General features: G+C 72.6%; 19 protein-coding genes. 10 read left to right on the top strand and 9 right to left on the bottom strand.

The window, feature by feature from the left end; all coding sequences use genetic code 11:
* The first annotated feature begins 53 nt into the window (after window positions 1-53).
* The gene (locus tag IF129_RS16915) at window positions 54-1,481 is read left to right on the top strand and encodes a globin domain-containing protein (RefSeq protein ID WP_191210509.1); all 1,428 of its coding nucleotides are present in this window, start codon (window positions 54-56) and stop codon (window positions 1,479-1,481) included.
* Window positions 1,482-1,500: 19 nt separating this feature from the next.
* Window positions 1,501-2,436, top strand: a complete 936-nt coding sequence (locus tag IF129_RS16910) for a pyridoxamine 5'-phosphate oxidase family protein (protein ID WP_318153789.1) — start codon at window positions 1,501-1,503, stop codon at window positions 2,434-2,436.
* Window positions 2,437-2,476: 40 nt separating this feature from the next.
* On the opposite strand, the gene IF129_RS16905 is transcribed toward IF129_RS16910, so the two are convergent.
* The 3 genes from IF129_RS16905 to IF129_RS16895 all read right to left on the bottom strand — a co-directional run bounded on the left by IF129_RS16905 (window position 2,477) and on the right by IF129_RS16895 (window position 4,660).
* Window positions 2,477-2,950, bottom strand: a complete 474-nt coding sequence (locus tag IF129_RS16905; RefSeq protein ID WP_191210508.1) for an NUDIX domain-containing protein — start codon at window positions 2,948-2,950, stop codon at window positions 2,477-2,479.
* 46 nt (window positions 2,951-2,996) lie between these two features.
* A complete protein-coding gene (locus tag IF129_RS16900) occupies window positions 2,997-4,160 on the bottom strand; it encodes a cystathionine gamma-lyase (protein ID WP_191210507.1) in 1,164 nt (387 codons plus the stop codon).
* A gap of 128 nt (window positions 4,161-4,288) precedes the next feature.
* On the bottom strand, window positions 4,289-4,660 hold the full coding sequence (locus tag IF129_RS16895; protein WP_191210506.1) for a phage holin family protein: 372 nt from the start codon (window positions 4,658-4,660) through the stop codon (window positions 4,289-4,291).
* Window positions 4,661-4,713: 53 nt separating this feature from the next.
* Here IF129_RS16895 and IF129_RS16890 point away from each other — a divergent pair, with 53 nt between their 5' ends.
* The 3 genes from IF129_RS16890 (at window position 4,714) to IF129_RS16880 (ending at window position 6,043) form a co-directional block, all read left to right on the top strand.
* Window positions 4,714-5,031: a cupin domain-containing protein gene (locus IF129_RS16890; protein ID WP_191210505.1), complete on the top strand. Its 318-nt coding sequence runs from the start codon at window positions 4,714-4,716 to the stop codon at window positions 5,029-5,031.
* Between the two features lie 155 nt (window positions 5,032-5,186).
* Window positions 5,187-5,408 carry a DUF5326 family protein gene (locus tag IF129_RS16885; RefSeq protein WP_191210504.1) on the top strand — a complete coding sequence of 74 codons (222 nt, stop codon included), beginning with the start codon at window positions 5,187-5,189 and terminating at the stop codon, window positions 5,406-5,408.
* 218 nt (window positions 5,409-5,626) lie between these two features.
* Window positions 5,627-6,043 (top strand): SsgA family sporulation/cell division regulator, encoded by a 417-nt coding sequence (locus IF129_RS16880; RefSeq protein ID WP_191210503.1) that lies wholly within the window; start codon window positions 5,627-5,629, stop codon window positions 6,041-6,043.
* A 33-nt stretch (window positions 6,044-6,076) separates the two neighbouring features.
* Here IF129_RS16880 and IF129_RS16875 read toward each other — a convergent pair whose 3' ends face one another.
* The gene (locus tag IF129_RS16875; protein WP_318153788.1) at window positions 6,077-7,354 is read right to left on the bottom strand and encodes a YibE/F family protein; all 1,278 of its coding nucleotides are present in this window, start codon (window positions 7,352-7,354) and stop codon (window positions 6,077-6,079) included.
* 189 nt (window positions 7,355-7,543) lie between these two features.
* On the opposite strand from IF129_RS16875, the gene thiC reads away from it, so the two are divergent.
* Window positions 7,544-9,346: a phosphomethylpyrimidine synthase ThiC gene (thiC, locus tag IF129_RS16870; protein ID WP_191210501.1), complete on the top strand. Its 1,803-nt coding sequence runs from the start codon at window positions 7,544-7,546 to the stop codon at window positions 9,344-9,346.
* 81 nt (window positions 9,347-9,427) lie between these two features.
* Here the strand turns inward: thiC and IF129_RS16865 are convergent, their stop codons facing one another.
* The 4 genes from IF129_RS16865 to IF129_RS16850 form a co-directional block, all read right to left on the bottom strand.
* Window positions 9,428-10,360, bottom strand: coding sequence for a BRO-N domain-containing protein (locus IF129_RS16865; protein WP_191210500.1), 933 nt, complete (start codon window positions 10,358-10,360; stop codon window positions 9,428-9,430).
* A gap of 89 nt (window positions 10,361-10,449) precedes the next feature.
* Complete coding sequence (locus IF129_RS16860; RefSeq protein WP_191210499.1) at window positions 10,450-11,274, bottom strand: hypothetical protein; 825 nt, start codon at window positions 11,272-11,274, stop codon at window positions 10,450-10,452.
* A 196-nt stretch (window positions 11,275-11,470) separates the two neighbouring features.
* Window positions 11,471-12,643: a metallophosphoesterase gene (locus IF129_RS16855; RefSeq protein ID WP_224755077.1), complete on the bottom strand. Its 1,173-nt coding sequence runs from the start codon at window positions 12,641-12,643 to the stop codon at window positions 11,471-11,473.
* 215 nt (window positions 12,644-12,858) lie between these two features.
* Window positions 12,859-13,977 (bottom strand): LacI family DNA-binding transcriptional regulator, encoded by a 1,119-nt coding sequence (locus IF129_RS16850; RefSeq protein WP_191210498.1) that lies wholly within the window; start codon window positions 13,975-13,977, stop codon window positions 12,859-12,861.
* Between the two features lie 411 nt (window positions 13,978-14,388).
* Between IF129_RS16850 and hisC the strand changes: the two genes are divergently transcribed.
* On the top strand, window positions 14,389-15,480 hold the full coding sequence (gene hisC, locus IF129_RS16845; protein ID WP_191210497.1) for a histidinol-phosphate transaminase: 1,092 nt from the start codon (window positions 14,389-14,391) through the stop codon (window positions 15,478-15,480).
* Between the two features lie 89 nt (window positions 15,481-15,569).
* Here the strand turns inward: hisC and IF129_RS16840 are convergent, their stop codons facing one another.
* A complete protein-coding gene (locus IF129_RS16840) occupies window positions 15,570-15,959 on the bottom strand; it encodes a cyclophilin-like fold protein (RefSeq protein ID WP_191210496.1) in 390 nt (129 codons plus the stop codon).
* Between the two features lie 276 nt (window positions 15,960-16,235).
* On the opposite strand from IF129_RS16840, the gene IF129_RS16835 reads away from it, so the two are divergent.
* From IF129_RS16835 to cydD, 3 genes are all read left to right on the top strand, one after another.
* Window positions 16,236-17,774 (top strand): cytochrome ubiquinol oxidase subunit I, encoded by a 1,539-nt coding sequence (locus tag IF129_RS16835; RefSeq protein ID WP_191210547.1) that lies wholly within the window; start codon window positions 16,236-16,238, stop codon window positions 17,772-17,774.
* A 62-nt stretch (window positions 17,775-17,836) separates the two neighbouring features.
* Window positions 17,837-18,901, top strand: coding sequence for a cytochrome d ubiquinol oxidase subunit II (cydB, locus tag IF129_RS16830; protein WP_191210495.1), 1,065 nt, complete (start codon window positions 17,837-17,839; stop codon window positions 18,899-18,901).
* Window positions 18,902-18,905: 4 nt separating this feature from the next.
* Window positions 18,906-22,541, top strand: coding sequence for a thiol reductant ABC exporter subunit CydD (gene cydD, locus IF129_RS16825; RefSeq protein WP_191210494.1), 3,636 nt, complete (start codon window positions 18,906-18,908; stop codon window positions 22,539-22,541).
* Window positions 22,542-22,546: the final 5 nt, after the last annotated feature.

The following is a 22,546-nucleotide window of genomic DNA, read 5'->3' as shown; positions in this document are numbered from 1 at the left end:
CGCTCAGTCGAGAGTGCACGAACCGACCGAAGACGTAGAGGACGAGGCACACCATGACCACCACGTCGGCCGACAACGGGATACCCGGCTCCGACCCCGGCAACGATGGTGACTGGGGCTGGTTCTCCACCACCCGACGCGATCCCGGCTCCGAGAGCCCCCGGACGGCGGGCGGTGGCCGGGGCGGGCACCCCGGCGGTGTGCCCCCGCAGCAGCCGCAGCCCCGGCAGCCCCCGCAGGACGGCGGCGCCCAGCAGGTACGGCAGACCCCACCGCCCCCGCCGCGCTCCGCGTTCGAGCCGGTGACGGCCCCGCCGCCCACGGCGCACAGTGCTCCGCCCACCGCAGACGCCACGCTCATCCGCCGCACGATGGAGGAGATCGAGCCGGCCGCGGACGCCGTCACCTCGTACTTCTACGCGATGCTCTTCGTGCGGCACCCCTATCTCCGGGACCTGTTCCCCGCCTCGATGGACTCCCAGCGCGACCGGCTCTTCGCGGCGCTGCTCACCGCCGCCCGGAACGTCGACAACCCGGCCGTGCTGACCGAGTACCTCCAGGGGCTGGGCCGCGGCCACCGGAAGTACGGCACCCGACCCGAGCACTACCCGGCCGTCGGCGAGTGCCTGATCTCCGCGCTCACGCGGTACGCGCACCACAGCTGGTCGCCGCAGACCGAGGCCGCCTGGGTGCGCGCCTACACGACGATCTCGCAGATCATGATCGACGCCGCGGCCGACGACGAGGCGCACTCCCCGGCCTGGTGGCACGCGGAGATCGTCTCCCACGAGAAGCGCACCGACGACATCGCCGTCATCACGCTCCGCCCGGACCAGCCCTACCCCTTCCTCGCGGGCCAGTACACGAGCGTGGAGACGCCCTGGTGGCCCCGGGTGTGGCGCAGCTACTCCCTGGCCTCCGCACCGCGCGCTGACGGGACGCTCAGCCTCCACGTGAAGGCCGTCCCGGCCGGTTGGGTCTCGGGCGCGCTGGTCCGGCGGGCCCGGCCCGGCGACGTCGTACGCCTCGGCCCCGCGGCGGGCTCGATGACCGTGGACCACCGGACGGACAACGGACTGCTGTGCCTGGGCGGCGGCACGGGCATCGCGCCGATCAAGGCGCTGGTGGAGGACGTCGCCGAGCACGGCAGGCCCCGCCCGGTGGAGGTGTTCTACGGAGCCCGCAGCGATCACGACCTGTACGACCTGGAGACGATGCTGAAGCTGGAGGCGCGCCATCCGTGGCTGTCGGTCCGGCCGGTCGTCGCGGACGGCTGCCCGGTGCGCGCCTCGGGCCTCGCCGGGCAGCTGCCGGACGCGGTGCGGGGCACGGGCCGGTGGAGCGCGTACGACGGTTACGTCTCCGGCCCGCCCGGGATGATCCGCAGCGGGGTTGACGCGCTCCGTGGTGTGGGGATACCCGTCAACCGGATACGGCACGACTCCCTGGACGAGCTCGTGTCGCAGAGCACACAGGACTGAACCCTTGGGGGCACACGACGTGGCGACCAGCGGAAGCAGCAGCCGGCCCGGCAGCTCCGGTGAACACGCGGTACAGGAGCAGCTCGGTTCGACGCACCGCGCGGACCGCTTCTACGCCGACCAGATGCTCGACCACCTGAACGAGCGCATGCGCGAGTTCACCGGGCGGCAGGAGATGTTCTTCCTGTCGACGGCGGACCGGCACGGCAACTGCGACAGCACCTTCCGGGCCGGGCCGGCGGGATTTCTCCGGGTGCTGGACGAGCACACCCTCGCGTTTCCCGAGTACCGGGGCAACGGCGTGCACGCGAGCCTGGGGAATATCCGGGAGAATCCGCATCTGGGCATTCTCCTGGTGGATTTCGTCCGGGCCCGGATCGGTCTGCACGTCAACGGCTCGGCGGAGATTCTGGAGGACGCCGAGATCCGCTCCGAGCACCCCGACCTCCCGCAGGATCCGGTGCCCGGTCGCCGGGCCGAGCTGTGGGTGCGGGTGACGGTCCACGAGGCGTACATCCACTGCGCGAAGCACATCCCGCACCTCCAGTACGCCCCCAAGCGGACGTCGCGGGACTGGGGCACCGACGACCACAAGCGCAAGGGCGGCGACTTCTTCGGGACGGCCCGGGACCGGGCCGCGCGCGGGAGCGTCGGGTCCGCCGGGCCCGCGGCGCCCGCCGAGCCCGCCGTCGGAGAGGACGGGCCGCGACCCGGGGACGTTCCGCCGACTCCGGCCCCGGCATCCGTGCCCGCCGTCGGGCGGCCGGGGGGCGTGCCCGCGCCGGCGCCCGCCCCGGCGGCGGAAACGATCCGCCCGCCCGTCCCGGCCGATCCCCCCGCGCCCTCGGCGCGGGCCTGGCGGGAGCGGGCCGAGCGGCTCCTCGCGGACGCGCGGGCCCGCCGGGCCGCCGGGGAACGGCCCTCGTACGAGGAGTGGTTCAGCCCGCCGCAGTGAGCCACCGGGCCGGGCGGAGCGGGCCCGGTGCCGGGCCCGGTCAGCCGAGGTCGTCCGCCAGCAGTGCCCGGACGCCCTCGACGTTGCCCCGCAGATACGCCCGGAGCGTGGGCGGGACGACGTCCACGGCGTCGATCCCCTCCGGCGTGAAGGGCAGCCGGACGACGTCGTACGTGCCGCACGGCTCCTCCACCTCGGGGCCGTGCCGCAACGTGAGGTCCATCGACGTCAGCCGGCACACGAAGAAGTGCTGGACCTTCACCCCGCCCCCGTCGCCCTCGGGCACGGTGTCGACGAAGGCGGGGACGACGTCCGTCACCTTCGCGCCCAGCTCCTCGTCCAGCTCCCGGTGCAGCGCGTCGACCACCGAGGCGTCCTCGGGCTCCATGCCGCCGCCCGGCGTGATCCAGTACGGCTCCCGGCCGGGCTTGGTGCGTTTGATGACGATCAGCGAGTCGCCGTCGAGCAGGATCGCGCGGGCCGTGCGCTTGACGACGGGTCGGGCGGAGGACATATGAGGGATCTGCCGCACGACGGTGTGGCCGAAACCTCATCCACCGCTACGTCCGGTCGGCCGCGTCCAGCGCCCGCAGGAGATCGGCCACCACGTCCTCGGTGTCCTCCACGCCCACCGACAGCCGCACGAAACCCTCCGGCACCGCGTCTCCGCCCCAGCGGCCCCGCCGTTCCGCCGTGCTGCGCACCCCGCCGAAGCTCGTGGCCTGGTGCACGAGGCGCAGCGCGGCGAGGAACCGTTCGGCGTGCTCCAGGTCGGGCAGCGTGAAGGAGACCACACAGCCGAAGCGCCGCATCTGGCGGGCGGCGAGCGGGTGCGCCGCGTCCTCCGGCAGGCCCGGATGCCGCAGACCGCTCACCTCCGGGCGTTCGGCCAGCGCGCGGGCCACGGCCAGCGCGGTCCGCGCCTGCTGGTCCACGCGCAGGCGCAGGGTCGCCAGGCTGCGGTGGGCGAGCCACGCCTCCATCGGGCCCGGCACGGCGCCGACGATCTTCCGCCACTGCCGCACGCCGTCCGCCACCTCGGCGTCCCGGCAGGCGACGTACCCGAGGAGTACGTCACCGTGGCCGGTCAGCGCCTTCGTGCCGCTGGCCACCGAGACGTCGGCGCCCAACCGCAGCGGACGCTGCCCGAGCGGCGTCGCGAGGGTGTTGTCGACGACGACGAGGGCGCCCTCCCGGTGCGCGGCGTCGGCGAGCGCTCGGACGTCGCAGACGTCCAGGCCGGGGTTGGACGGCGTCTCCAGCCACAGCAGGGACGCGCCGGACAGCGCACGGAACTGCTCCTCCCCGCCCGTCGGCACGCGACGGACCCGGGCGCCGTGGGCCTCCAGTCGTTCCCGCAGCCGTGCCAGCAGGTTGTAGCCGTCGTCGGGGAGGACGACGACGTCGCCGGGGCGCACCCGGGAGAGCAGCACGGCGGACATCGCCGCCATCCCCGAGGCGAACGCCACCGCGTGGGCCGTGCCGTCCGGGTCCTCCAGCTCCGCCAGCGCCCGCTCCAGGGCCGTCCACGTGGGGTTGCCGTCCCGGCCGTAGGTGTAGGGGGCCCCGGCCGGATCGCCGGGCAGGTGGTAGTGGGCGGCGAAGGCGGGCCCGGCCAGGGGCGGCGCGTACGGCTCGTCCGGCGGCAGCCCGGCGTGCACGGCCCGGGTGCCGTCGCCGAGGGGGGCGGCGGCGTGGTCGTCCGGTGCTCCGGTGGGTTTCATCGTGCGCGCAGCTCCTTCGTGACGGCGTCCGGCGGGCGCGGCGTCGGCCGTGCCCCCATCATCGGTGACCGGTTCCGGCCGACCGGCGGCGGGCCGGGCGGACGGGACCGGTCACCGTCCGGTGGCGCTCAGTCGGGCAGGACCAGCTCCACCGCCCAGGCGACGATGGCGATGATCAGCCCGCCCAGCAACGCGGTGCCGAAACCGTCGACGTGGAAGGGCACGTCCAGCACGTCGGCGATCCAGGAGGTGAGCAACAGCATGAGCGCGTTGATCACCAGCATGAACAGGCCGAGCGTGAGGATCAGAGCCGGGAGTGACAGCAGGTTCACGATCGGCTTGACCACGAGGTTGACCACGCCGAAGATCAAGGCGACCACGATGAGCGTGAGCGTCTTCGAGCCGGTGCTGTCACCGGTGAGGGTGATGTCGCCGAGCAGCCACACGGCGACGCCGAGGGCGACCGCGTTGGCGATGGTTTTGACGATGAGATTCATCATGGTGGGGATGGTCTCCCAGAACCGCCCGGCGAAACGGCGAGAGGGCACTGGAGATGAAGGCATTTCGGCTGGAGGAGCTGGAGGCGGAGCGCGCGGCGAACGACGGCGCCTACCTGCAGTTCCTCCGGGAGCGGAACATGTCGGTCGGTTTGTACGCCCTCGACCGCGGCGTCACGGACCCGCAGCAGCCGCACCGTCAGGACGAGGTGTACTTCGTGGTCAGCGGACGGGCCGCGCTGACCGTCGGTGACGAGACGACGAGCGTCGCGCGCGGCAGCGTCGTCTACGTGCCCGCCGGGGTGCCGCACCGCTTCCACCACATCAGCGAGGACCTGCGCGTGCTCGTGGTCTTCTCTCCCCCGGAGGGATGACGCCCGCCCCCGCTCCGGGGACGGCACCCCTAGGGGAACGGTCAGGGACGGGCGGGGGCCGACCGAGCCCCGCCGGCGACCGGTCCCCGCCTAGCATGGGAGGTGTCCGGGCGGGACGCGTCCCGGACCTCGGAGACAGGAAGCAGGGGACGGACATGACGGCAAAGGGGACGCTGGCGGGGCTGCCGACGTGGGTGAAGTGGGTGGGCGTCATCGTCGTGGCGCTCATCGTGTTCAAGCTGGTGATGGCCGTCCTGACGACGGTGATCGGGCTGCTGTTCAACATCCTGCTGTTCGCCGCGATCGTGGCCGCCGTCGTCTTTCTCGCACGGAAGTTCCTGTCGTCGTCCTCGGGTTCCTCCTCCGACCGCTGGTGACGGGCCGCTCCGGGCCGCTGAGCTGGGCGGTCCGGTCGGCCTGCGGTAGGTGGTGACACCAACTCCGTTGTCAATCGGGTGACTTTGAAGCACGCGCATTGTGGAACTTCTCGATCTTGGTGAACGATGCCCCCAGGGGCCACCGGCCCCTGAAATCCACAGCGAGATCCACAGCACCCGGTCGAGCCGCGACCGGGCACGAGTCGCCGGGGGCGCGGATGAACGGCAGGGTTCAGGCGCAGGTCATGATGAGTTTCCTCGCCTCGGAAGAGCTTTCCTTCCGGATTCCGGTGGAGCTCGTCTACGAGCCCGACGACCCCTACGCGGTGCGCTTCACCTTCGGCCTGCCCGGCGACGAACCGGTCACCTGGGTCTTCGGGCGCGAGCTCCTGGTGGACGGCGTGAGCCGCCCCGCCGGTGAGGGCGACGTGCACATCGCTCCGGTCGCCGACGAGCCCCTCGCCGACCTGCACATCCGCCTCCAGGTCGGCCCGGAGAGCGCGCTCCTGCGGGTCAGCGCCCCGCCCCTGGTGGCGTTCCTCGACCGCACCGACCGCGTCGTCCCCCTCGGCCAGGAGCCCGCCTGCGCCGACATCGACGCGGAACTGGACCGCATCCTCGCCGGCCGCCCGTAGCCGGCACGCGCCCCACGGCACGCGCCGCGGACCTCACCTGGCGCGCCGCCGGCGTCCCCGCGACGTACGGCGCAGCCCGGCGTCCTCCCGGCCGAGCCCGGCGGAGACGACGAGCGCGGCCAGGCCCGTCGTCACCGGCACGGACGCCACGAGGCCGATCGAGCCCACGAGCGTGCGGACGATCTCCTCCGCCACCAGCTCGCTCGTCGCCACCCTGCCGACGCCCGCCTCCGCGACGGAGAACAGCAGCAGCAGAGGCAGCGCGGCCCCCGCGTAGGCCAGGACCAGCGTGTTCACCACGGACGCGATGTGGTCCCGCCCGATGCGCATCGCGGCGCTGTAGAGGCCGCGCCGACTCGCCGTCGGATCCGCCTGCTTCAGCTCCCACACCGCCGAGGTCTGGGTGACGGTGACGTCGTCGAGCACACCGAGCGAACCGATCAGCACCCCCGCCAGCAGCAGCCCGCGGATCTCGATGTCCGGATAGAGGCTGTGCACCAGCGCCGTCTGGTCGTCGGTGTTGCCCGACAGCTCGGCCCAGTCGATGAACAGCGAGCCCAGCAGGCCGATCAGCACGAGGGAGATCAGGGTGCCCAGCACCGCCACGGACGTCCGCGCCGTCATGCCGTGACACAGGTACAGCGTCACCAGCATCACCGCGCTGCCCCCCACCACGGCCACCAGCAGCGGGTTCGACCCCTGCAGTATGGCGGGCAGGATGAACAGCGTCAGCACCCCGAACGTCACCACGAGCCCCACCAGCGCCAGCAGTCCGCGCAGCCGGCCCACCGCGACGACCACCAGCGCGAAGAAGACGGCGAGCAGGATCATCGGGAACTCGCGGTCGATGTCGACGATGCTGTACTGCAGCTCCTCCGGAGCCTGCGGAGCGTAGGCGACGACGACACCCTGCCCGGTGTCGGGACGGCGGGTGGCGTCCGGCGTGAGGACCTCGGTGAACGTCCGCCCGACGTGCGGGCCCGTCGTCACCTCCACCGTCAGCAGGCGGCACGTGCCCGCCGTCGCCGCGTCGCCGTCCTGCTGCTGCGCGTTGACGTCCGCGCAGTCCACCGCCTCCGACTTCGTGATCCGGGCCTCCTGCGTCTGCCGGTCGAAGCCGACGCCCGTCCGGCCGTCCTCGCCCTCCGGCGCGCCGCCGGGCCACAGGGCGACCAGACCGACGAGAACCGCGGTGGCGAACGGGATCAGCACCGCGGCGATGACCGTCCGCAGGTGCCGTGACACCGGCGCTGCGGGGCCGTGGTGATGGGTGTGGTGGGGGCCGCCGTGCGGGCTGTGGGAATCGGTCACGGACCGATCATCGCAAGACCTACTGGCGCGGCGCCCGGACGAACCGCTAGCGTGTGCGTGCTTTTGCACATCGCGGGAGCTCCGAGCACGGGGCTGAGAGGGCGCTGACGTCCGTACGGAGATACGGAGGCGAGCTGCGTCGACCGCCGAACCTGTTACCGGGTAATGCCGGCGTAGGGAGTGGGTCTCATGACCATGCACGATGCACGCACGCGCGCGGACGCCGACGGCGGGGCCGACGGGTCCGCCGAGCAGACCGAGCAGCCGCGCTTCGGCTGGCACAAGGGCTACGTCGACGGCTCACGCCCCGACATCCGCGTGCCGGTGCGGCGAGTGCACCTGACCAACGGCAAGGACGTGACGCTCTACGACACCTCCGGGCCGCACACCGATCCCACCGTCGACACCGACGTCCGCCGCGGCCTGCCGCCCCTGCGGGAGAACTGGATCATCGCCCGGGGCGACACCGAGGAGTACGCGGGCCGCGAACTGCGGCCCGAGGACGACGGCGTCAAGCACACCGCCCCGCGCGGCGGGCTGCGCAACCTCGACGCCGTCTTCCCCGGACGCCCGCGCCAGCCCCGCCGGGGCCGCGACGGCGCCGCCGTCACGCAGCTCGCCTACGCGCGACGCGGTGAGATCACCCCCGAGATGGAGTACGTCGCCGTCCGGGAGAACCGCTCGCCCGCGTTCGTGCGCGACGAGATCGCGGCGGGACGAGCCGTCCTGCCCGCCAACGTCAACCACCCCGAGATCGAGCCGATGATCATCGGCAAGAACTTCCTGGTGAAGGTCAACGCCAACATCGGGAATTCCGCCGTCACCTCCTCCATCGAGGAGGAGGTCGAGAAGATGACGTGGGCGACCCACTGGGGCGCCGACACCGTGATGGACCTCTCCACCGGTCGCAACATCCACACCACCCGCGAGTGGGTCCTGCGCAACTCCCCCGTGCCCATCGGCACCGTCCCCCTCTACCAGGCCCTGGAGAAGGTGGACGGCAGGGCCGAGGAGCTCAGCTGGGATGTCTACAAGGACACCATCATCGAGCAGGCCGAACAGGGCGTGGACTACATGACCGTCCACGCCGGCGTGCTGCTGCGGTACGTGCCGATGACCGCACGCCGCAAGACCGGCATCGTCTCGCGCGGCGGCTCGATCATGGCCGCGTGGTGCCTGGCCCACCACAGGGAGAGCTTCCTCTACACCCACTTCGAGGAACTCTGCGAGATCCTGCGGGCCTACGACATCACGTTCTCCCTCGGAGACGGCCTGCGCCCCGGCTCGATCGCCGACGCCAACGACGAGGCCCAGTTCGCGGAGCTGAAGACGCTCGGCGAGCTGAACGGCATCGCCAAGTCGCACGGCGTCCAGACGATGATCGAGGGCCCGGGGCACGTCCCGATGCACAAGATCAAGGAGAACATCGACCTCCAGCAGGAGATCTGCGAGGAGGCGCCGTTCTACACGCTCGGCCCCCTGACGACGGACGTGGCCCCCGGCTACGACCACATCACCTCCGGCATCGGGGCCGCCATGATCGGCTGGTGGGGCACCGCGATGCTCTGCTACGTCACGCCCAAGGAGCACCTGGGCCTGCCGAACAAGGACGACGTCAAGACGGGCGTCATCACCTACAAGATCGCCGCCCACGCCGCCGACCTGGCCAAGGGCCACCCCGGCGTGCAGGAGTGGGACGACGCGCTGTCCGACGCGCGGTTCGAGTTCCGCTGGGAGGACCAGTTCAACCTGGCCCTCGACCCGGACACGGCCCGTGCCTTCCACGACGAGACACTCCCGGCCGAGCCGGCCAAGACCGCGCACTTCTGCTCCATGTGCGGACCCAAGTTCTGCTCCATGAAGATCAGTCAGGACATCCGCCGCGAGCACGGCGGGGACTTGACGACGGAGGAGATCGACGAGGGCATGGCCGAGAAGTCGAAGGAGTTCGCCGAGGCGGGCAACCGCGTCTACCTGCCCCTGGCCGACTGACGCACCCGGCACGGTGCGCTCGCCCGGACGCCCCCGTCCGGCCGGGCGCACCGCCGCCGCCCGCCGCTCGGGCGGGGGCGGTCAGGGGCAGGGGACCAGGACGGGGCTGCCGTTGTCGGCGAAGCCACGCTGCTCCACGCAGCCGTGACGACGCAGCTCGGTCAGGGCCAGACTCGTCTGCTGCGCGGTCAGCCCGGCCTTGACGGCGAGGAAGTCGACCGACATCCGTACCTCGCCCTGCTCCACCAGGTGCGGCAGCAGGTACAGCGCCACCGGCCACGCCCGGCTCCCGCGCGGAAGGCGCCGCCGCCACCGGTCGAGGACCTCCCGCGCCGAGGCGGCGGGCACCGGTGCTGCCGGCTCGGCCGGAGCGTCCGGCTCCGGGTGGCGGCCCCCGGCGGCCATGCCTTCCACCGCCGCCGCGATGCGCTCCACGGCGTCGGCCACGCGCTGCTGCGTCGCCAGGGACTCCCGCTGGACCGCGGCGAGCATCTCGTCGGTCCGCAGGTTGCGCTCCTCCAGGCGCACGATGGCGTCCACGACGGGCTGCGGCATCGCGTACGCGACCGGCGCGGCGGGGTCGGGGGACTGCACGGCGGCGGGCTCCAGCTCGTACACCCCGTCGCGCTGCACGGCGACGACGACCTCGGTGACCCACTGCTTGAACGGCATGGCCTCGGGCTTGGTGCAGCCGTTGACGAGCTGGACGAGCCCCTGGAGATTCACCATCTGAAGGTCTCGGCGCCACTCCCTACCTGGGGGAATGCCGAGACCGTGACGTCCGGTCACAGTCTGGAGCATCTCTCGGTACGTTTCCGGTACATGATCGACCAGGGCCTTGCGGGTGGTCGTGTATCCCAGCCTCCGACACACGTCCGACGCCGGGAACCAGTGGGTGCCGTCGGGCAGGGTGACGCGGCGGACGCGGCTGCCGGTCGCGGCGTGGACGAAGTCGCTGATGTCGATGGCTTCGTGGCGGACCGCCCGGTCGGGCGACGTGTTGTGCTCGGACATCGAGCATCACCTCCGCCGTGGAGCGTAGGTGTACGAAAATCGAACACGCCCGGGGTAAACCTCAGTTCACCCGAACGGGTAACGGCAGGTCAGTCCGGTTCGCCGTCGGGACTGGTGAAGTCCGGGCTGGTGAAGTCGGGGCTGGAGTAGCGGGGACGGTCGCGGGTCTCCTGCGGGGCGCCGGGGCTGGTGAAGCCGGGGTGGGAATACCCCAGACGCGGGGTGCGCGACGGGTCGGGCGAGGCGGTGGACGCCCCCGTGGCGGCGAGGGCGTCGCGGAGGAAGGGGGCGATGCCCCGGTCGAGGAGGGCGCGCCGCCAGGCGTCCCGGGCCCGGTCGACCTCGGAGGCGAGGGAGCCGTCACCGCTCCGGGCCGGTGTGCCGCCCGGTCCGGCCGCGGTGGACGGGGGAGCGGCGGAGTTGCGCAGGGCCGTGAGCACGAGGCTGACGCAGGCGGCGAGCAGGCCGGCGGCGGCCAGGGCCGCGAAGACCCAGCCCACGTTGCGCAGGGGCTGGGCCAGGGCGACGTCGGGCGAGACGGCGGCGAGGGTGTAGCCGACCGCCAGGAAGATGACGGCCGCCGCCCCCGCCAGGATCGGGGCGAGGACGGACAGGAGGGCGAAGAGTCCGGCGCCGCCGGTCTCGGCCACGGTGGCGGCCAGCCCGGAGGAGCCCCGGGTGCTGCGCCGCAGGTCCTCGCGCAGACCGGTGAAGTGCTGGTACTCGGTGGCCGCGCAGGCGGCGATGGTTGAGACGGCGGCCAGCGCCATGGCGCGCAGCTGCTCGCGGCCGGGCCGCGGCCCGTCGGCCTCGCCGCCGCGCGGTACCGAGGCGGTGTTCAGGGCGGTGTCCAGGAGCCGCTCGAACTCGGGCCGGTCTTCGAGCCGCAGGTGCGGAGCGCTGTTCATGTGCATCCCCCGATGCTCCGTGGGGCCGTGGGCCGTGGTGCGGCCGGCTTCCGGGCAGGTGGAAGGGCGGATGGAAGGGCCTTGATGGTAGAGCGCATCCGGTGCACCGTGACAGGGGGTTTCCGAAATTGCTCACAGGCCGCTGTGACCGGCTCGGCCCGCTCCCGTGGCAGGTCAAGCCGTGGTGGCTGGAACTGTTCGGTCAGTTGCCGAGGGGAAGACGGCTCACCAGGAGCTTCCCGGCCATCGTCACCCCGCCGTCCATGGCGACGGCGAGGCCGTCCGCGTAGACGTGGGGGCCGGTGATCTGTGGCTCCTTGTCCCCCTCGGCGTCGTCCTCGACGGGCGGGACGTCGCCGAGCAGGTAGGGGATGGGGCTGTGACCGTGGACGATGCGTCGGCCGCCGTAGGCGTCGAGCAGTTCCCGGGCGACCTGCGGGCCCGTCTCCTCGTCGCGGAAGGCGAAGCGCTTGGTGAACTTCCGGAAGAGGTCCCAGGTCTCGTCCGCGTCGCGCCGTTCGAGCGCGTCGGTGATCGCGTCGTTGACGGCCCCGATGGTCTCGCCGTACTCCAGGTAGGCGGTGGTGTCGGAGTGCAGGAGCAGGTGGTCGTCGGCGAGCGTCATGGCGTCCAGCCGGGACATCCACTGGAGGTGGTGCTCCTCCAGGCGTTCCATGTCGCTGCGCTGGCCGCCGTTGAGCAGCCAGGCGGCCTGGAACGACGCGGTGCCGGCGCCCGAGTCGACGGGTGTGTCACCGAAGCGTTTGGCCCCGAGGATGAGCAGCTCGTGGTTGCCGAGCAGGGCCTTGCAGTAGCCGCCCGCGGCGGCGGCCTCGGCGGACAGGCGCATGACGAGGTCGATGACGCCGACGCCGTCCGGGCCGCGGTCGGTGAAGTCCCCGAGGAACCACAGCCGCGTGTTGCCGGCGGCCCAGCGGTCCTCGGCGTCGACGAGGCCGGCCTCGCGCAGCGCCGCGCGGAGCTCGTCGAGGTACCCGTGGACGTCGCCGACGACGTAGAGGGGGCCGAGGGGGTCGGCCTCGGAGGCGCTCGGTGCCGCGGTGTCCACCAGCGTCGGGGTGGGCTCGGCGACGCCGGCGGCCCCGGCACCGATGACGGGCAGGTCGCGCACGGTGGGCGTGTAGCCGTCCTCGTCGGGCGGGTAGTCGCCGCCCGCCTGTGCCGCGTGGCCGACGTGCTGCTGCGGCGGATGAGCCGGCCCCCGAGCTCCCGCCCCGGGGTACTCGGGGGGCGTCGCCGACCCCGCCCGCGGCGGGGTGGGAACGGACGTGAGCGTGGGCCGGGGTGTGACGAAGCCGCCGCCCATGTCCGTCGGCTGCCACCTCGCGGGTCCCTGACCGGCCCCCTGAGTCATCGACCCCTCCACCCTTGCGCGCAGCTTGCACCTGCCGGACCGTGATGTCGTGGGCTTTCCTGGTCGGAGGCCGGACCGGTGCCGTGCGCTCCATCATAGGAACGCCGCTCGGGGCTTGTGACGCACCTGGGGGGTGGCAATTCCCGCCAGGACGCCGGTGAACGCGATTTCCTCCGCATTTTTCCGGAGTGTGGGGTGTGCACCGGGGCGGGCCGTCAGCCTGTGGAGCCGGGACCCCGGCGCGGAGGGCTGATGGTGGTCCGGGGCGGACGGCGTTGGGAGGAGGCGCGCACGATGAGTTCCGTGGGCATGACCTGCTGGACGGGCCGCCCCGCGCCGCCCACTCCTTCGATGGCGTCGATGAGCAGTTGGACGACGGTGGTGCCGATGCGTCCGGGCTTGAGGGAGAGGGTGGTGATCGGCGGTTCGGTGGCGGCGTACACGGAGGATTCGCTGCAGCAGACGAGCAGCAGGTCCTCGGGAACGCGGAGTCCGTAGCGCCGGGCGGCGGCGAGGAGGTCGGTGCCGTTCGGGTCGAAGAGCCCGTAGACGGCGTCGGGCCGGTCGGGCCGCGCGAGGAGCCGGTCGGCGGCGACGGCGCCGGCGCAGGGGTCGTGGGCGGGGTAGGTCTCGTAGACGGGGGGCTGGCCCACGCGTTCGCACCAGGTGAGGTACGCGGTGGTGGACAGCCGCGTGTAGGTGTCGGTGCTGGTGCCGGTGAGGAGCCCGATGCGCCGGGCTCCGGACTCGGCGAGGTGGTCCAGGAGCCCGGTGACGGCGGCCTCGTGGTCGTTGTCGACCCAGGCGGTCACGGGGAGGGTGGCGCCGGGGCGACCGTCGGAGACGACGGGGATTCCCTGCCGGACGAGTTCGGTGACGACGGGGTCGTGGTCGGCGGGGTCGATGACGACGGTGCCGTCGAGTGCGACGTTGGCCCAGACGTCGTAGGCGCTGTGCCGGGCGGGGGCCGGGAGGATGACGAGGGCGTACCCACGGGCGAGCGCGGCCGAGGTGGCGGCGCGCACCATGTCCGCGAAGTAGGCGAATTCGGTGAAGGTGAACGGTTCTTCGCCGTAGGTCGTGACGGTGAGCCCGATGAGCCCGGACTTGCCGGTGCGCAGGGTGCGGGCGGCGGCGGAGGGGCGGTAACCGAGGCGGTCTGCGACCTCCCGGACGTGGCGGCGCGTGGCGTCGGGGAGCCGGCCCTTGCCGTTGAGTGCGTCGGAGACGGTCGTGATGGAGACGCCGGCGGCGGCGGCGACGTCCCGGATGCCCGCACGCGCCAGCCGGCGACCGGTGGACCGGCTCACCTGGTGCTTCCCTGCTGCTGTCATGGCGAGCCGATAGTAGGGCTGTGGGAGGGGCCTCGCGGCGCCACCGACCCCCCAGGGGAAAGGCACGATTCTGCAAGATCGATTACAGGTAACTGCCTTGGATTACACGGTAGTTGGGCTTCCTGGGAAAGGGTGCGGGGGCCCAGAGGGTGCTCGGCCCCCCACTTCCTCGGAGGTTGCGAAGAGGTCTCAACTCACCTGTATGAGTGATGCGCGCCAGGGAGTCCGCCACCGGCGCGCAATTTTCGTTCCGCGCCCCCTTGATCGGAGGGCAGCGGCGGGGAGCGCGGGTGCGGGCCGTGACCGGCCCTAGGTGCCCGTGGACCATTCCTCTTAGGGTGTGCAGTATTGGCGGACGGGCTCGCGGGGCGGTCGATCCGGAGCCCGCCGAGGCTGTCAAGGAGGACTGCGATGACCGACGAGACCCCGAAGCTGCGCGCGGCGCTGGACGGTGTCCCCACGTACAAGCCGGGCAAGCCGGGGGCCGCGTCCGCCGCCGGGGCCGTGTCCTACAAGCTGTCCTCCAACGAGAACCCCTACCCGCCGCTGCCGGGTGTGCTGGAGTCGGCCGTGGCGGCGTCCGGCGCCTTCAACCGCTACCCGGACATGGCCTGCACCGGTCTCATGGCCGCGCTCGCCGAGCGGTTCGACGTGCCCGTGACGCGCCTGGCCACGGGCACCGGTTCGGTGGGCGTCGCCCAGCAGCTGCTCCAGGCGACGGCGGGCCCCGGCGACGAGGTGATCTTCGCCTGGCGGTCCTTCGAGGCCTACCCGATCATCACGCAGATCTCCGGGGCGACGGCGGTCAGGGTGCCGCTGACCGAGACCGAGGAGCACGACCTCGACGCGATGGCCGACGCGATCACCGACCGCACCCGGCTGATCTTCGTCTGCAACCCCAACAACCCCACGGGCGCGGCCATCCGCCGCCGGGAGCTGGAACGTTTCCTTGACCGGGTGCCCGGGGACGTCCTCGTGGTGCTGGACGAGGCGTACCGGGAGTTCGTCCGCGACGAGGACATCCCGGACGGCCTGGAGCTGTACCGGGACCGTCCGAACGTGTGCGTCCTGCGCACGTTCTCCAAGGCGTACGGGTTGGCGGGGCTGCGCGTCGGCTTCGCGGTGGCGCACGAACCGGTCGCGGCGGCCCTGCGCAAGACGGCGGTGCCCTTCGGAGTCAGCCAGATCGCCCAGGACGCCGCCGTCGCCTCGCTCGCGAGCGAGCAGGAACTGCTGGAGCGGGTGGAGGGGCTCGTCGCCGAGCGGGCCCGGGTCAGTCGGGAACTGGTCGTGCAGGGCTGGACCGTGCCCGAGACCCAGGCCAACTTCGTCTGGCTGCGGCTGGGCGCCCGCACCACGGACTTCGCGGCCGCGGCGGAGCGCGCCGGGGTGGTCGTGAGGCCGTTCCCGGGGGAGGGCGTGCGGGTGACCATCGGGGAGCCGGAGGCGAACGACCTCTTCCTCCAAGCGGCTGCTGAGTTTCGCAAAGAGCCGGAGGCGTGAGCCTCTCGGCGGGTTCCGTGGCGTGAGCCTCTCGGCGGGTTCCGTGGCGTAGGACTCCCGGCGGTCGCTTCGCCCCGTCCGCGTCGGGCTCAGGCGAGTTCGACCCGGACGGGGTCGCCGCTGCGGACGGTCGCCAGCCGGCGGGGATCGCCGTCGACGGACCCCAGCACGTTGCACGGGCCGGCCAGCCGGCACTCGTCCCCGCGGGATATCGGTGTGGGGCCGTAGGGCAGCGCGAGGGCGTCGCCCTCCGTCCAGAACGCGACGGTCCCCGGGTCGACGACCTGTCGGGCTCCGCTGTCCAGGGGAAGGCTCAGCCCGGTGTCGAAGTAGACCTCCTCGCCCCAGGTCGCGGCCCGGGACTCGATCGGGAGGGCGTCCAGCAGGGCTCGCGCGGCCGGAGTGTCGCCGAGGGTCGCGGTGAGCCGGCCGGCGGGCCAGACGATGCGGATGCTGCGGGCTTCGGGTGTCTCGCTCATGGCTCAGATTTCAACATTTTGTTGAGTTGCAGGGAAGGGGGGACCCCCCGATCGGAGCCTCGCGGCGGTACGACATAATGCTTGTGATTGTGAACGCATTCACGAGCGCGTCTGTTTCATTCAGCTTCAGTCCGTTTCGGGCGTCCATGATCGAGAAGCGAAACCATGACAAGACGCCACATGCCCGGATGAGACCGGAAGGGAGAACCGGACGCGACGGGCGGCAGCCGTGCGCACCCGTGCCCACGGCGAAGCGAAGGAGACAGCGACGTGCACGTGGACCTCGCTCTGGCGCCGGAGACGCTGGCGCGCTGGCAGTTCGGCATCACGACCGTCTACCACTTCCTCTTCGTCCCGCTGACGATCTCGCTCGCCTCGCTCACGGCGGGCCTGCAGACGGCGTGGGTCAGGACGGGGAAGGAGAAGTACCTCAGGGCCACCAAGTTCTGGGGGAAGCTTTTCCTGATCAACATCGCGATGGGCGTCGTCACCGGCATCCTGCAGGAGTTCCAGTTCGGCATGAACTGGTCCGACTACTCCCGCTTCGTCGGGGACGTCTTCGGCGCTCCACTCGCCTTCGAGGCGCTGATCGCCTTCTTCTTCGAGTCCACCTTCATCGGCCTGTGGATCTTCGGCTGGGACAAGCTCCCCCAGCGCATCCATCTCGCCTGCATCTGGATGGTCGCGGTCGGCACCGTCCTGTCCGCGTACTTCATCCTCGCCGCCAACTCCTGGATGCAGCACCCGGTCGGCTACCGCATCGACCCGGAGTCGGGACGTGCGGAGCTGACGGACTTCTGGCACGTCCTGACCCAGAACACGGCGGTGGCGCAGTTCGCGCACACCATCACCGCGGCCTTCCTCACCGGCGCGGCCTTCATGGTCGGCATCGCCGCCTACCACCTCATCCGCCGTCGGCACGTCCCGGTGATGCGCACCTCGCTCCGGGTGGGCCTGGTGACCATGGTGGTCAGTGGTCTCCTCGTCGCCGTCAGCGGCGACCGACTCGCCAAGATCATGTACGAGCAGCAGCCCATGAAGATGGCCGCCGCCGAGGCGCTGTGGGACACCGAGGGCCCGGCGCCCTTCTCCGTGTTCGCCTACGGCGACGTCGACGAGGGGCACAACACGGTGGCCGTCGAGATCCCCGGTCTGCTCTCCTTCCTCGCCCACGACGACTTCAGCACGCCCGTCCCCGGGATCAACGACACCAACGAGGCCCTCAAGGAGCAGTTCGACGAGGAACTGGGCCTCGGCGACTACCGGCCCAACATCCCCGTCGCCTACTGGGGCTTCCGCTGGATGATCGGCTTCGGCATGACGTCCCTCGCCCTCGGCGTCGTCGGCCTCTACCTGACCCGCCGGAAGCGCTGGCTCGCGCCCTCCCTGCGCACCGGCGCGGACGAGGTGCCACGGCTGGCCCTCACCCGGACCCGGGAGCTCGGTCCCACCCTGACGCGCTGGTACTGGCGTGCGGCGTTCCTCACGATGGCCTTCCCCCTCATCGCGAACTGCTGGGGCTGGATCTTCACCGAGATGGGCCGCCAGCCCTGGGCGGTGTACGGGGTGCTCCCGACGGCCTCCGCCGTCTCGCCGAGCGTCTCCCAGGGTGAGGTGATCGCGTCGATGTCCCTCTACACGGTCCTGTACGCGGTGCTCGCGGTGGTGGAGTTCCGGCTGCTGGCCAAGTACGCCAAGGCCGGACCCCCGGACCTCACCGAAGCGGACCTGGACCCGCCCACCCGCATCGGGGGCGGACGCGGCGCCGGGGCCGACGAGGACGCGGACGACCGCCCCATGGCCTTCTCCTACTGACCGACGCCGATCCCCGGGCGGCCCGGCCTCCCGGGCGCCCCGGACTCCCCGAAAGGAGCGTCATGGAGCTCCCCACCCTCTGGTTCGTCCTCATCGCCGTCCTGTGGACCGGCTACTTCTTCCTGGAAGGCTTCGACTTCGGCGTCGGCGTCCTCACCAAGGTCCTCGCCCGCGACCGCGCCGAGCGCCGCGTCCTGATCAACACCATCGGCCCCGTCTGGGACGGCAACGAGGTCTGGCTGCTCGCCGCGGCGGGCGGGATGTTCGCCGCCTTCCCCGACTGGTACGCCACCCTCTTCTCCGGCTTCTACCTGCTGTTGCTGGCCGTGCTCATCAGCCTCATCGTGCGCGGGGTCGCCTTCGAGTACCGGGCCAAGCGCCCCGAGGAGCGGTGGCAGCGCAACTGGGAGCACGCCGTCTTCTGGTGCTCGGCCCTGCCCGCGTTCCTGTGGGGCGTCATCTTCGCGAACGTCGTCCGGGGGGTGCCGATCGACGCGGAGAAGGAGTACGTCGGCTCGCTGCCGGACCTGTTCACCCCCTACGCCCTGCTGGGCGGGCTGCTCACCCTGGCGCTCTTCACCTTCCACGGCGCGGTGTTCACGGCCCTGAAGACGGTCGGGGACATCCGGTCCCGGGCACGGAGGCTGGCCACGGGGCTCGGCGTCCTCGTCACGGTGCTGGCCCTGGCCTTCCTCGGTGCCACGCAGGCGGACGGCGGCGGGCCGGCCTCCCTGGCCGCCTTCCTCGTGGCCGTGGCCGGGCTGCTCGCGGCGCTCGTCGCGAACGGCCGGGGCCGGGAGGGCTGGGCCTTCACCTTCTCCGGTGTCACCGTGGTGGCGGCGGTGGTCATGCTGTTCCTCGTCCTCTTCCCGGACGTGATGCCCTCCTCCCTGAACGAGGAGTGGAACCTGACCGTGGAGAACGCGGCCTCCAGCCCGTACACGCTGACGATCATGACCTGGTGCGCGGGCATCGCCACGCCGCTCGTCCTGCTCTACCAGGGCTGGACGTACTGGGTCTTCCGCAAGCGCATCGGCACTCGGCACCTCGCACCCGACCCGCACGCGGCGAGCCGCTCCGACGGAGCGACGGCCTCCGGCGAGGCGACGGCTCCGGCCGTCCGGTGACGCCGTGCGCCCGATAGACCCGCGGCTGATCCGCCACGCGCGTGCCACCCGGCTGTTCCTCCTGGCCGCCGTGGTGCTCGGGCTGGCCGGCGCGGGCCTGGTCATCGGCCAGGCCATGCTGATCGCGGAGATCGTCGTCCGCGCCTTCCAGGAAGGCGCCGACGTGGCCTCCCTGGGGCGTCCGCTGCTGCTCCTCGTGCTCGTCTCCCTGGGCCGGGCCCTCGTGGCCTGGCTCACGGAGCTGTCCGCGCACCGTTCCAGCGCCGCCGTGAAGTCACAGCTGCGCATGCGGTTGCTGGTCCACGCCTCCGCGCTGGGGCCCGCCTGGCTCGGTGGCCGACGGACCGGGGAGCTGACGACGCTCGCCACCCGGGGGGTCGACGCCCTCGACGACTACTTCGCCCGCTACCTCCCGCAGTTGGGGCTGGCGGCCGTCGTCCCGGCCGCCGTGCTGGCCCGCATCGTCTGGTCGGACTGGATCGCCGCGGCCACGATCGCGGTGACACTGCCGCTGATCCCCGTCTTCATGGTGCTGATCGGCTGGGCCACCCAGGCCCACATGGACCGGCAGTGGCGGCTGCTCGCACGGCTCTCCCACCACTTCCTCGACCTCGTGGACGGGCTGCCCACGCTCCGGGTGTTCGGGCGTGCGAAGGCGCAGGCGGACAACATCCGGGCCATCACCGGTGACTACCGTTCCGCGACCCTGCGCACCCTGCGCATCGCCTTCCTGTCCTCCTTCGCGCTGGAGCTGCTCGCGACGATCTCCGTCGCGCTGGTGGCGGTGGGCATCGGCATGCGGCTGGTGCACGGTGAGATGGATCTCTACACGGGGCTCGTCGTGCTCATCCTGGCGCCCGAGGCGTATCTGCCGCTGCGCCAGGTGGGTGCGCAGTACCACGCCGCCGCCGAGGGGATCGCGGCGGCGGACGAGGCCTTCGCGGTGCTGGAGACGCCGCTGCCGGAGGGGGGCGACCGCACGCTGGGGTCGCTCGGGCCCGTTCGCGAGCTGCGCCTGGACGGCGTCAGCGTCCGGCACGAGGGCCGGACCACGGTGTCGCTGCCGGTCACCGACCTGACCGTGCGCGCGGGCGAGACGGTCGCCCTGGTCGGACCCTCGGGGGCGGGGAAGTCCACGCTGCTCAGTACGGTGCTGGGCTTCACGCGGCCGGACACCGGCCGCGTCCGGGTGGACGGTGTGGACCTGGCGGAGCTGGACCTCGCGGACTGGCACCGGCGCATCGCCTGGCTGCCCCAGCATCCGTACCTGTTCGCCGGAACGGTCGCGGACAACGTGCGGTTGGCGCGTCCCCAGGCGGGCGACGACGCCGTCCGTGCGGCACTCCGCGACGCCGGGGCGGCGGAGCTGGATGCCTCGGCGGAGCTGGGGGAGGGCGGATCCGGGCTCTCCGCCGGTCAGCGGCAACGCGTGGCGCTGGCCCGTGCGTTCCTCGCCGACCGGCCGGTGCTGCTGCTGGACGAGCCGACCGCCGCGTTGGACGGCGCCACCGAGGGCACCGTGGTGGACGCGATCCGGCGGCTCGCCGCAGGCCGCACCGTGCTGCTGGTCGTCCACCGCCCCGCGCTGCTGGCGGTGGCGGACCGGGTCGTCCGGATCGGCGGCCCACCGACGGCGAAGCGACCCTCGACGAGGACGGTCGACGGCGGCCCGTCGGGCGAGGAGGCTCCGGAGCCCGGCGCGGCGGCTGGCCGCGCACGGGAAGAGGTCATGTTTCACGTGAAACCGGTCCACGTGAAACCGGGTCACGCGACACCGCCGTCCGCCGTCACCGCCCGCCCCTCCCCGGCGGTGGAGGCGGCCCCGGAGGCGGCCCCGGCGCTTGGTGCGCTGCGCCGCGTCCGGAGCGCGGGGCGCCGTCTGCGTGGCCGGTTCGCCCTCGCCGCGACGCTGGGCGCGCTGGCCCTGGCCAGCGCGGTCGGGCTGATGGCGGTGTCGGGCTGGCTCATTTCCCGGGCGTCGGAGCAGCCCCCGGTGCTCTACCTGCTGACGGCTGTCACCGCGACCCGGGCCTTCGGTATCGGCCGGGCCGTCTTCCGCTACGCCGAGCGGCTCGTCTCCCACGACGCCGTCCTGCGCGTCCTCGCGGATCTGCGGGTAGCCGTCTACGCACGTCTGGAGCGGCTCGCTCCGGCGGCCCTGCACCGCAGCCGCAGGGGAGACGTGCTGGCCCGCCTGGTGGGGGATGTGGACGCCCTCCAGGACTACTTCCTCCGCTGGCTCCTGCCGGTCGTGGCCGCGGGCGTGGTCTCCGTCGGGGCGACGGGATTCACCGCGTGGCTGCTGCCGGAGGCCGGTGCGGCCCTGGCCGTCGGGCTGCTGCTGGCCGGGGTGGGCGTGCCGTGGCTCACCTCCGTGGTGGCCCGCCGAGCCGGACACCGGCTGGCCCCCGCGCGCGGCACCCTGAGCGCGCGGACCGTCGAACTGTTGACCGGCGTCGGGGAGCTGACCGTCGCCGGGGCGCTGCCCTCCCGCGTCGCCGCCGCCCGCCGCGCCGACGCGGAACTGACCGGTATCGCGGCGCGCGGGTCCGCCGCGACGGCGCTGGCCGGCGCCGCGACGGCGCTGGTGACGGGGGTGACCGTCTGTACGGCGGCGGCCTTCGGTGCCGCAGCCGTACAGACGGGTCGGCTGGAGGGCGTCTGGCTGGCGGTCGTCGTGCTGACCCCGCTCGCGGCCTTCGAAGGGGTCCTCGGACTGCCGTCGGCCGTGCAGTACCGGCAGCGGGTGCGGCGCAGCGCCGAACGCCTGTACGAGGTGATGGACGCCCCGGAACCGGTGCGGGAGCCGCGTCGACCGTTGCCGGAACCCGACAGCGTCTTCCCCCTGGAGCTGCGGAACGTGACCGTCCGCCACCCGGGGCAGCAGCGCCCGGCCCTGGCGGGGATCGACCTCACGCTGACTCCCGGGCGACGGGTCGCCGTGGTCGGCCGCTCGGGCTCGGGCAAGACGACGCTCGCCCACACCCTGCTGCGGTTCCTGGAACCGGAGTCCGGGACGTACGTCCACGGCGGCGCCGACGCGGCGTCCTACGACTCGGACGCCGTGCGGCGCGGCGTGGGCCTGTGCGCTCAGGACGCCCACCTCTTCGACTCCACGCTGCGGGAGAACCTGCGGCTGGCCCGGCCGGGCGCGACGGACGCGGACCTGCGCCGGGCGCTCGCCCGGGCCCGGCTCCTCGACTGGGTGGCGGCGCTGCCGCAGGGGCTGGACACCCCGGTGGGCGAGCACGGTGCCCGGCTCTCGGGCGGGCAGCGGCAGCGGCTCGCCCTGGCCCGCGCGCTCCTCGCCGGCTTCCCGGTCCTCGTCCTCGACGAGCCGGCCGAACACCTGGACCTGGAGACGGCGGACGCGCTGACCGCGGACCTGCTCGCGGCCACCGAGGGCCGGACCACGCTGCTCATCACCCACCGGCTGGCCGGGCTCGCCGCCGTGGACGAGGTCGTCGTGCTGGAGGGCGGACGCTGCGTGCAGCGCGGCCCGTACGCGCAGCTGTCCGCCGTGCCCGGACCGCTGCGCGAGCTGCTCGCCCGGGAGGCGGAGAGCGACGCGCTCCGGTCCACTGGAGGGAGGGACGATGCTGCGGACACCGCGCTCCGGGCGCTGCTGCCGCAGACCTGACGGGG

The organism is Streptomyces chumphonensis (genome assembly GCF_014779715.1).
In the GTDB taxonomy this organism is placed as follows: domain Bacteria; phylum Actinomycetota; class Actinomycetes; order Streptomycetales; family Streptomycetaceae; genus Streptomyces; species Streptomyces chumphonensis.
Note: the sequence above shows the minus strand (reverse complement) of the source record. Positions and strands in the feature narration are given on the sequence as shown.

Coding starts and splice junctions, on each gene's coding strand:
- IF129_RS16855 (WP_224755077.1), bottom strand. CDS start 12,643: ATGACTCAGGGGGCCGGTCAGGGACCCGCGAGGTGGCAGCCGACGGAC.
- IF129_RS16915 (WP_191210509.1), top strand. CDS start 54: ATGACCACCACGTCGGCCGACAACGGGATACCCGGCTCCGACCCCGGC.
- IF129_RS16885 (WP_191210504.1), top strand. CDS start 5,187: ATGACGGCAAAGGGGACGCTGGCGGGGCTGCCGACGTGGGTGAAGTGG.
- hisC (WP_191210497.1), top strand. CDS start 14,389: ATGACCGACGAGACCCCGAAGCTGCGCGCGGCGCTGGACGGTGTCCCC.
- IF129_RS16860 (WP_191210499.1), bottom strand. CDS start 11,274: ATGCACATGAACAGCGCTCCGCACCTGCGGCTCGAAGACCGGCCCGAG.
- IF129_RS16900 (WP_191210507.1), bottom strand. CDS start 4,160: ATGAAACCCACCGGAGCACCGGACGACCACGCCGCCGCCCCCCTCGGC.
- IF129_RS16865 (WP_191210500.1), bottom strand. CDS start 10,360: ATGTCCGAGCACAACACGTCGCCCGACCGGGCGGTCCGCCACGAAGCC.
- IF129_RS16840 (WP_191210496.1), bottom strand. CDS start 15,959: ATGAGCGAGACACCCGAAGCCCGCAGCATCCGCATCGTCTGGCCCGCC.
- IF129_RS16890 (WP_191210505.1), top strand. CDS start 4,714: ATGAAGGCATTTCGGCTGGAGGAGCTGGAGGCGGAGCGCGCGGCGAAC.
- IF129_RS16895 (WP_191210506.1), bottom strand. CDS start 4,660: ATGATGAATCTCATCGTCAAAACCATCGCCAACGCGGTCGCCCTCGGC.
- IF129_RS16850 (WP_191210498.1), bottom strand. CDS start 13,977: ATGACAGCAGCAGGGAAGCACCAGGTGAGCCGGTCCACCGGTCGCCGG.
- IF129_RS16905 (WP_191210508.1), bottom strand. CDS start 2,950: ATGTCCTCCGCCCGACCCGTCGTCAAGCGCACGGCCCGCGCGATCCTG.
- cydB (WP_191210495.1), top strand. CDS start 17,837: ATGGAGCTCCCCACCCTCTGGTTCGTCCTCATCGCCGTCCTGTGGACC.
- IF129_RS16880 (WP_191210503.1), top strand. CDS start 5,627: ATGAACGGCAGGGTTCAGGCGCAGGTCATGATGAGTTTCCTCGCCTCG.
- thiC (WP_191210501.1), top strand. CDS start 7,544: ATGACCATGCACGATGCACGCACGCGCGCGGACGCCGACGGCGGGGCC.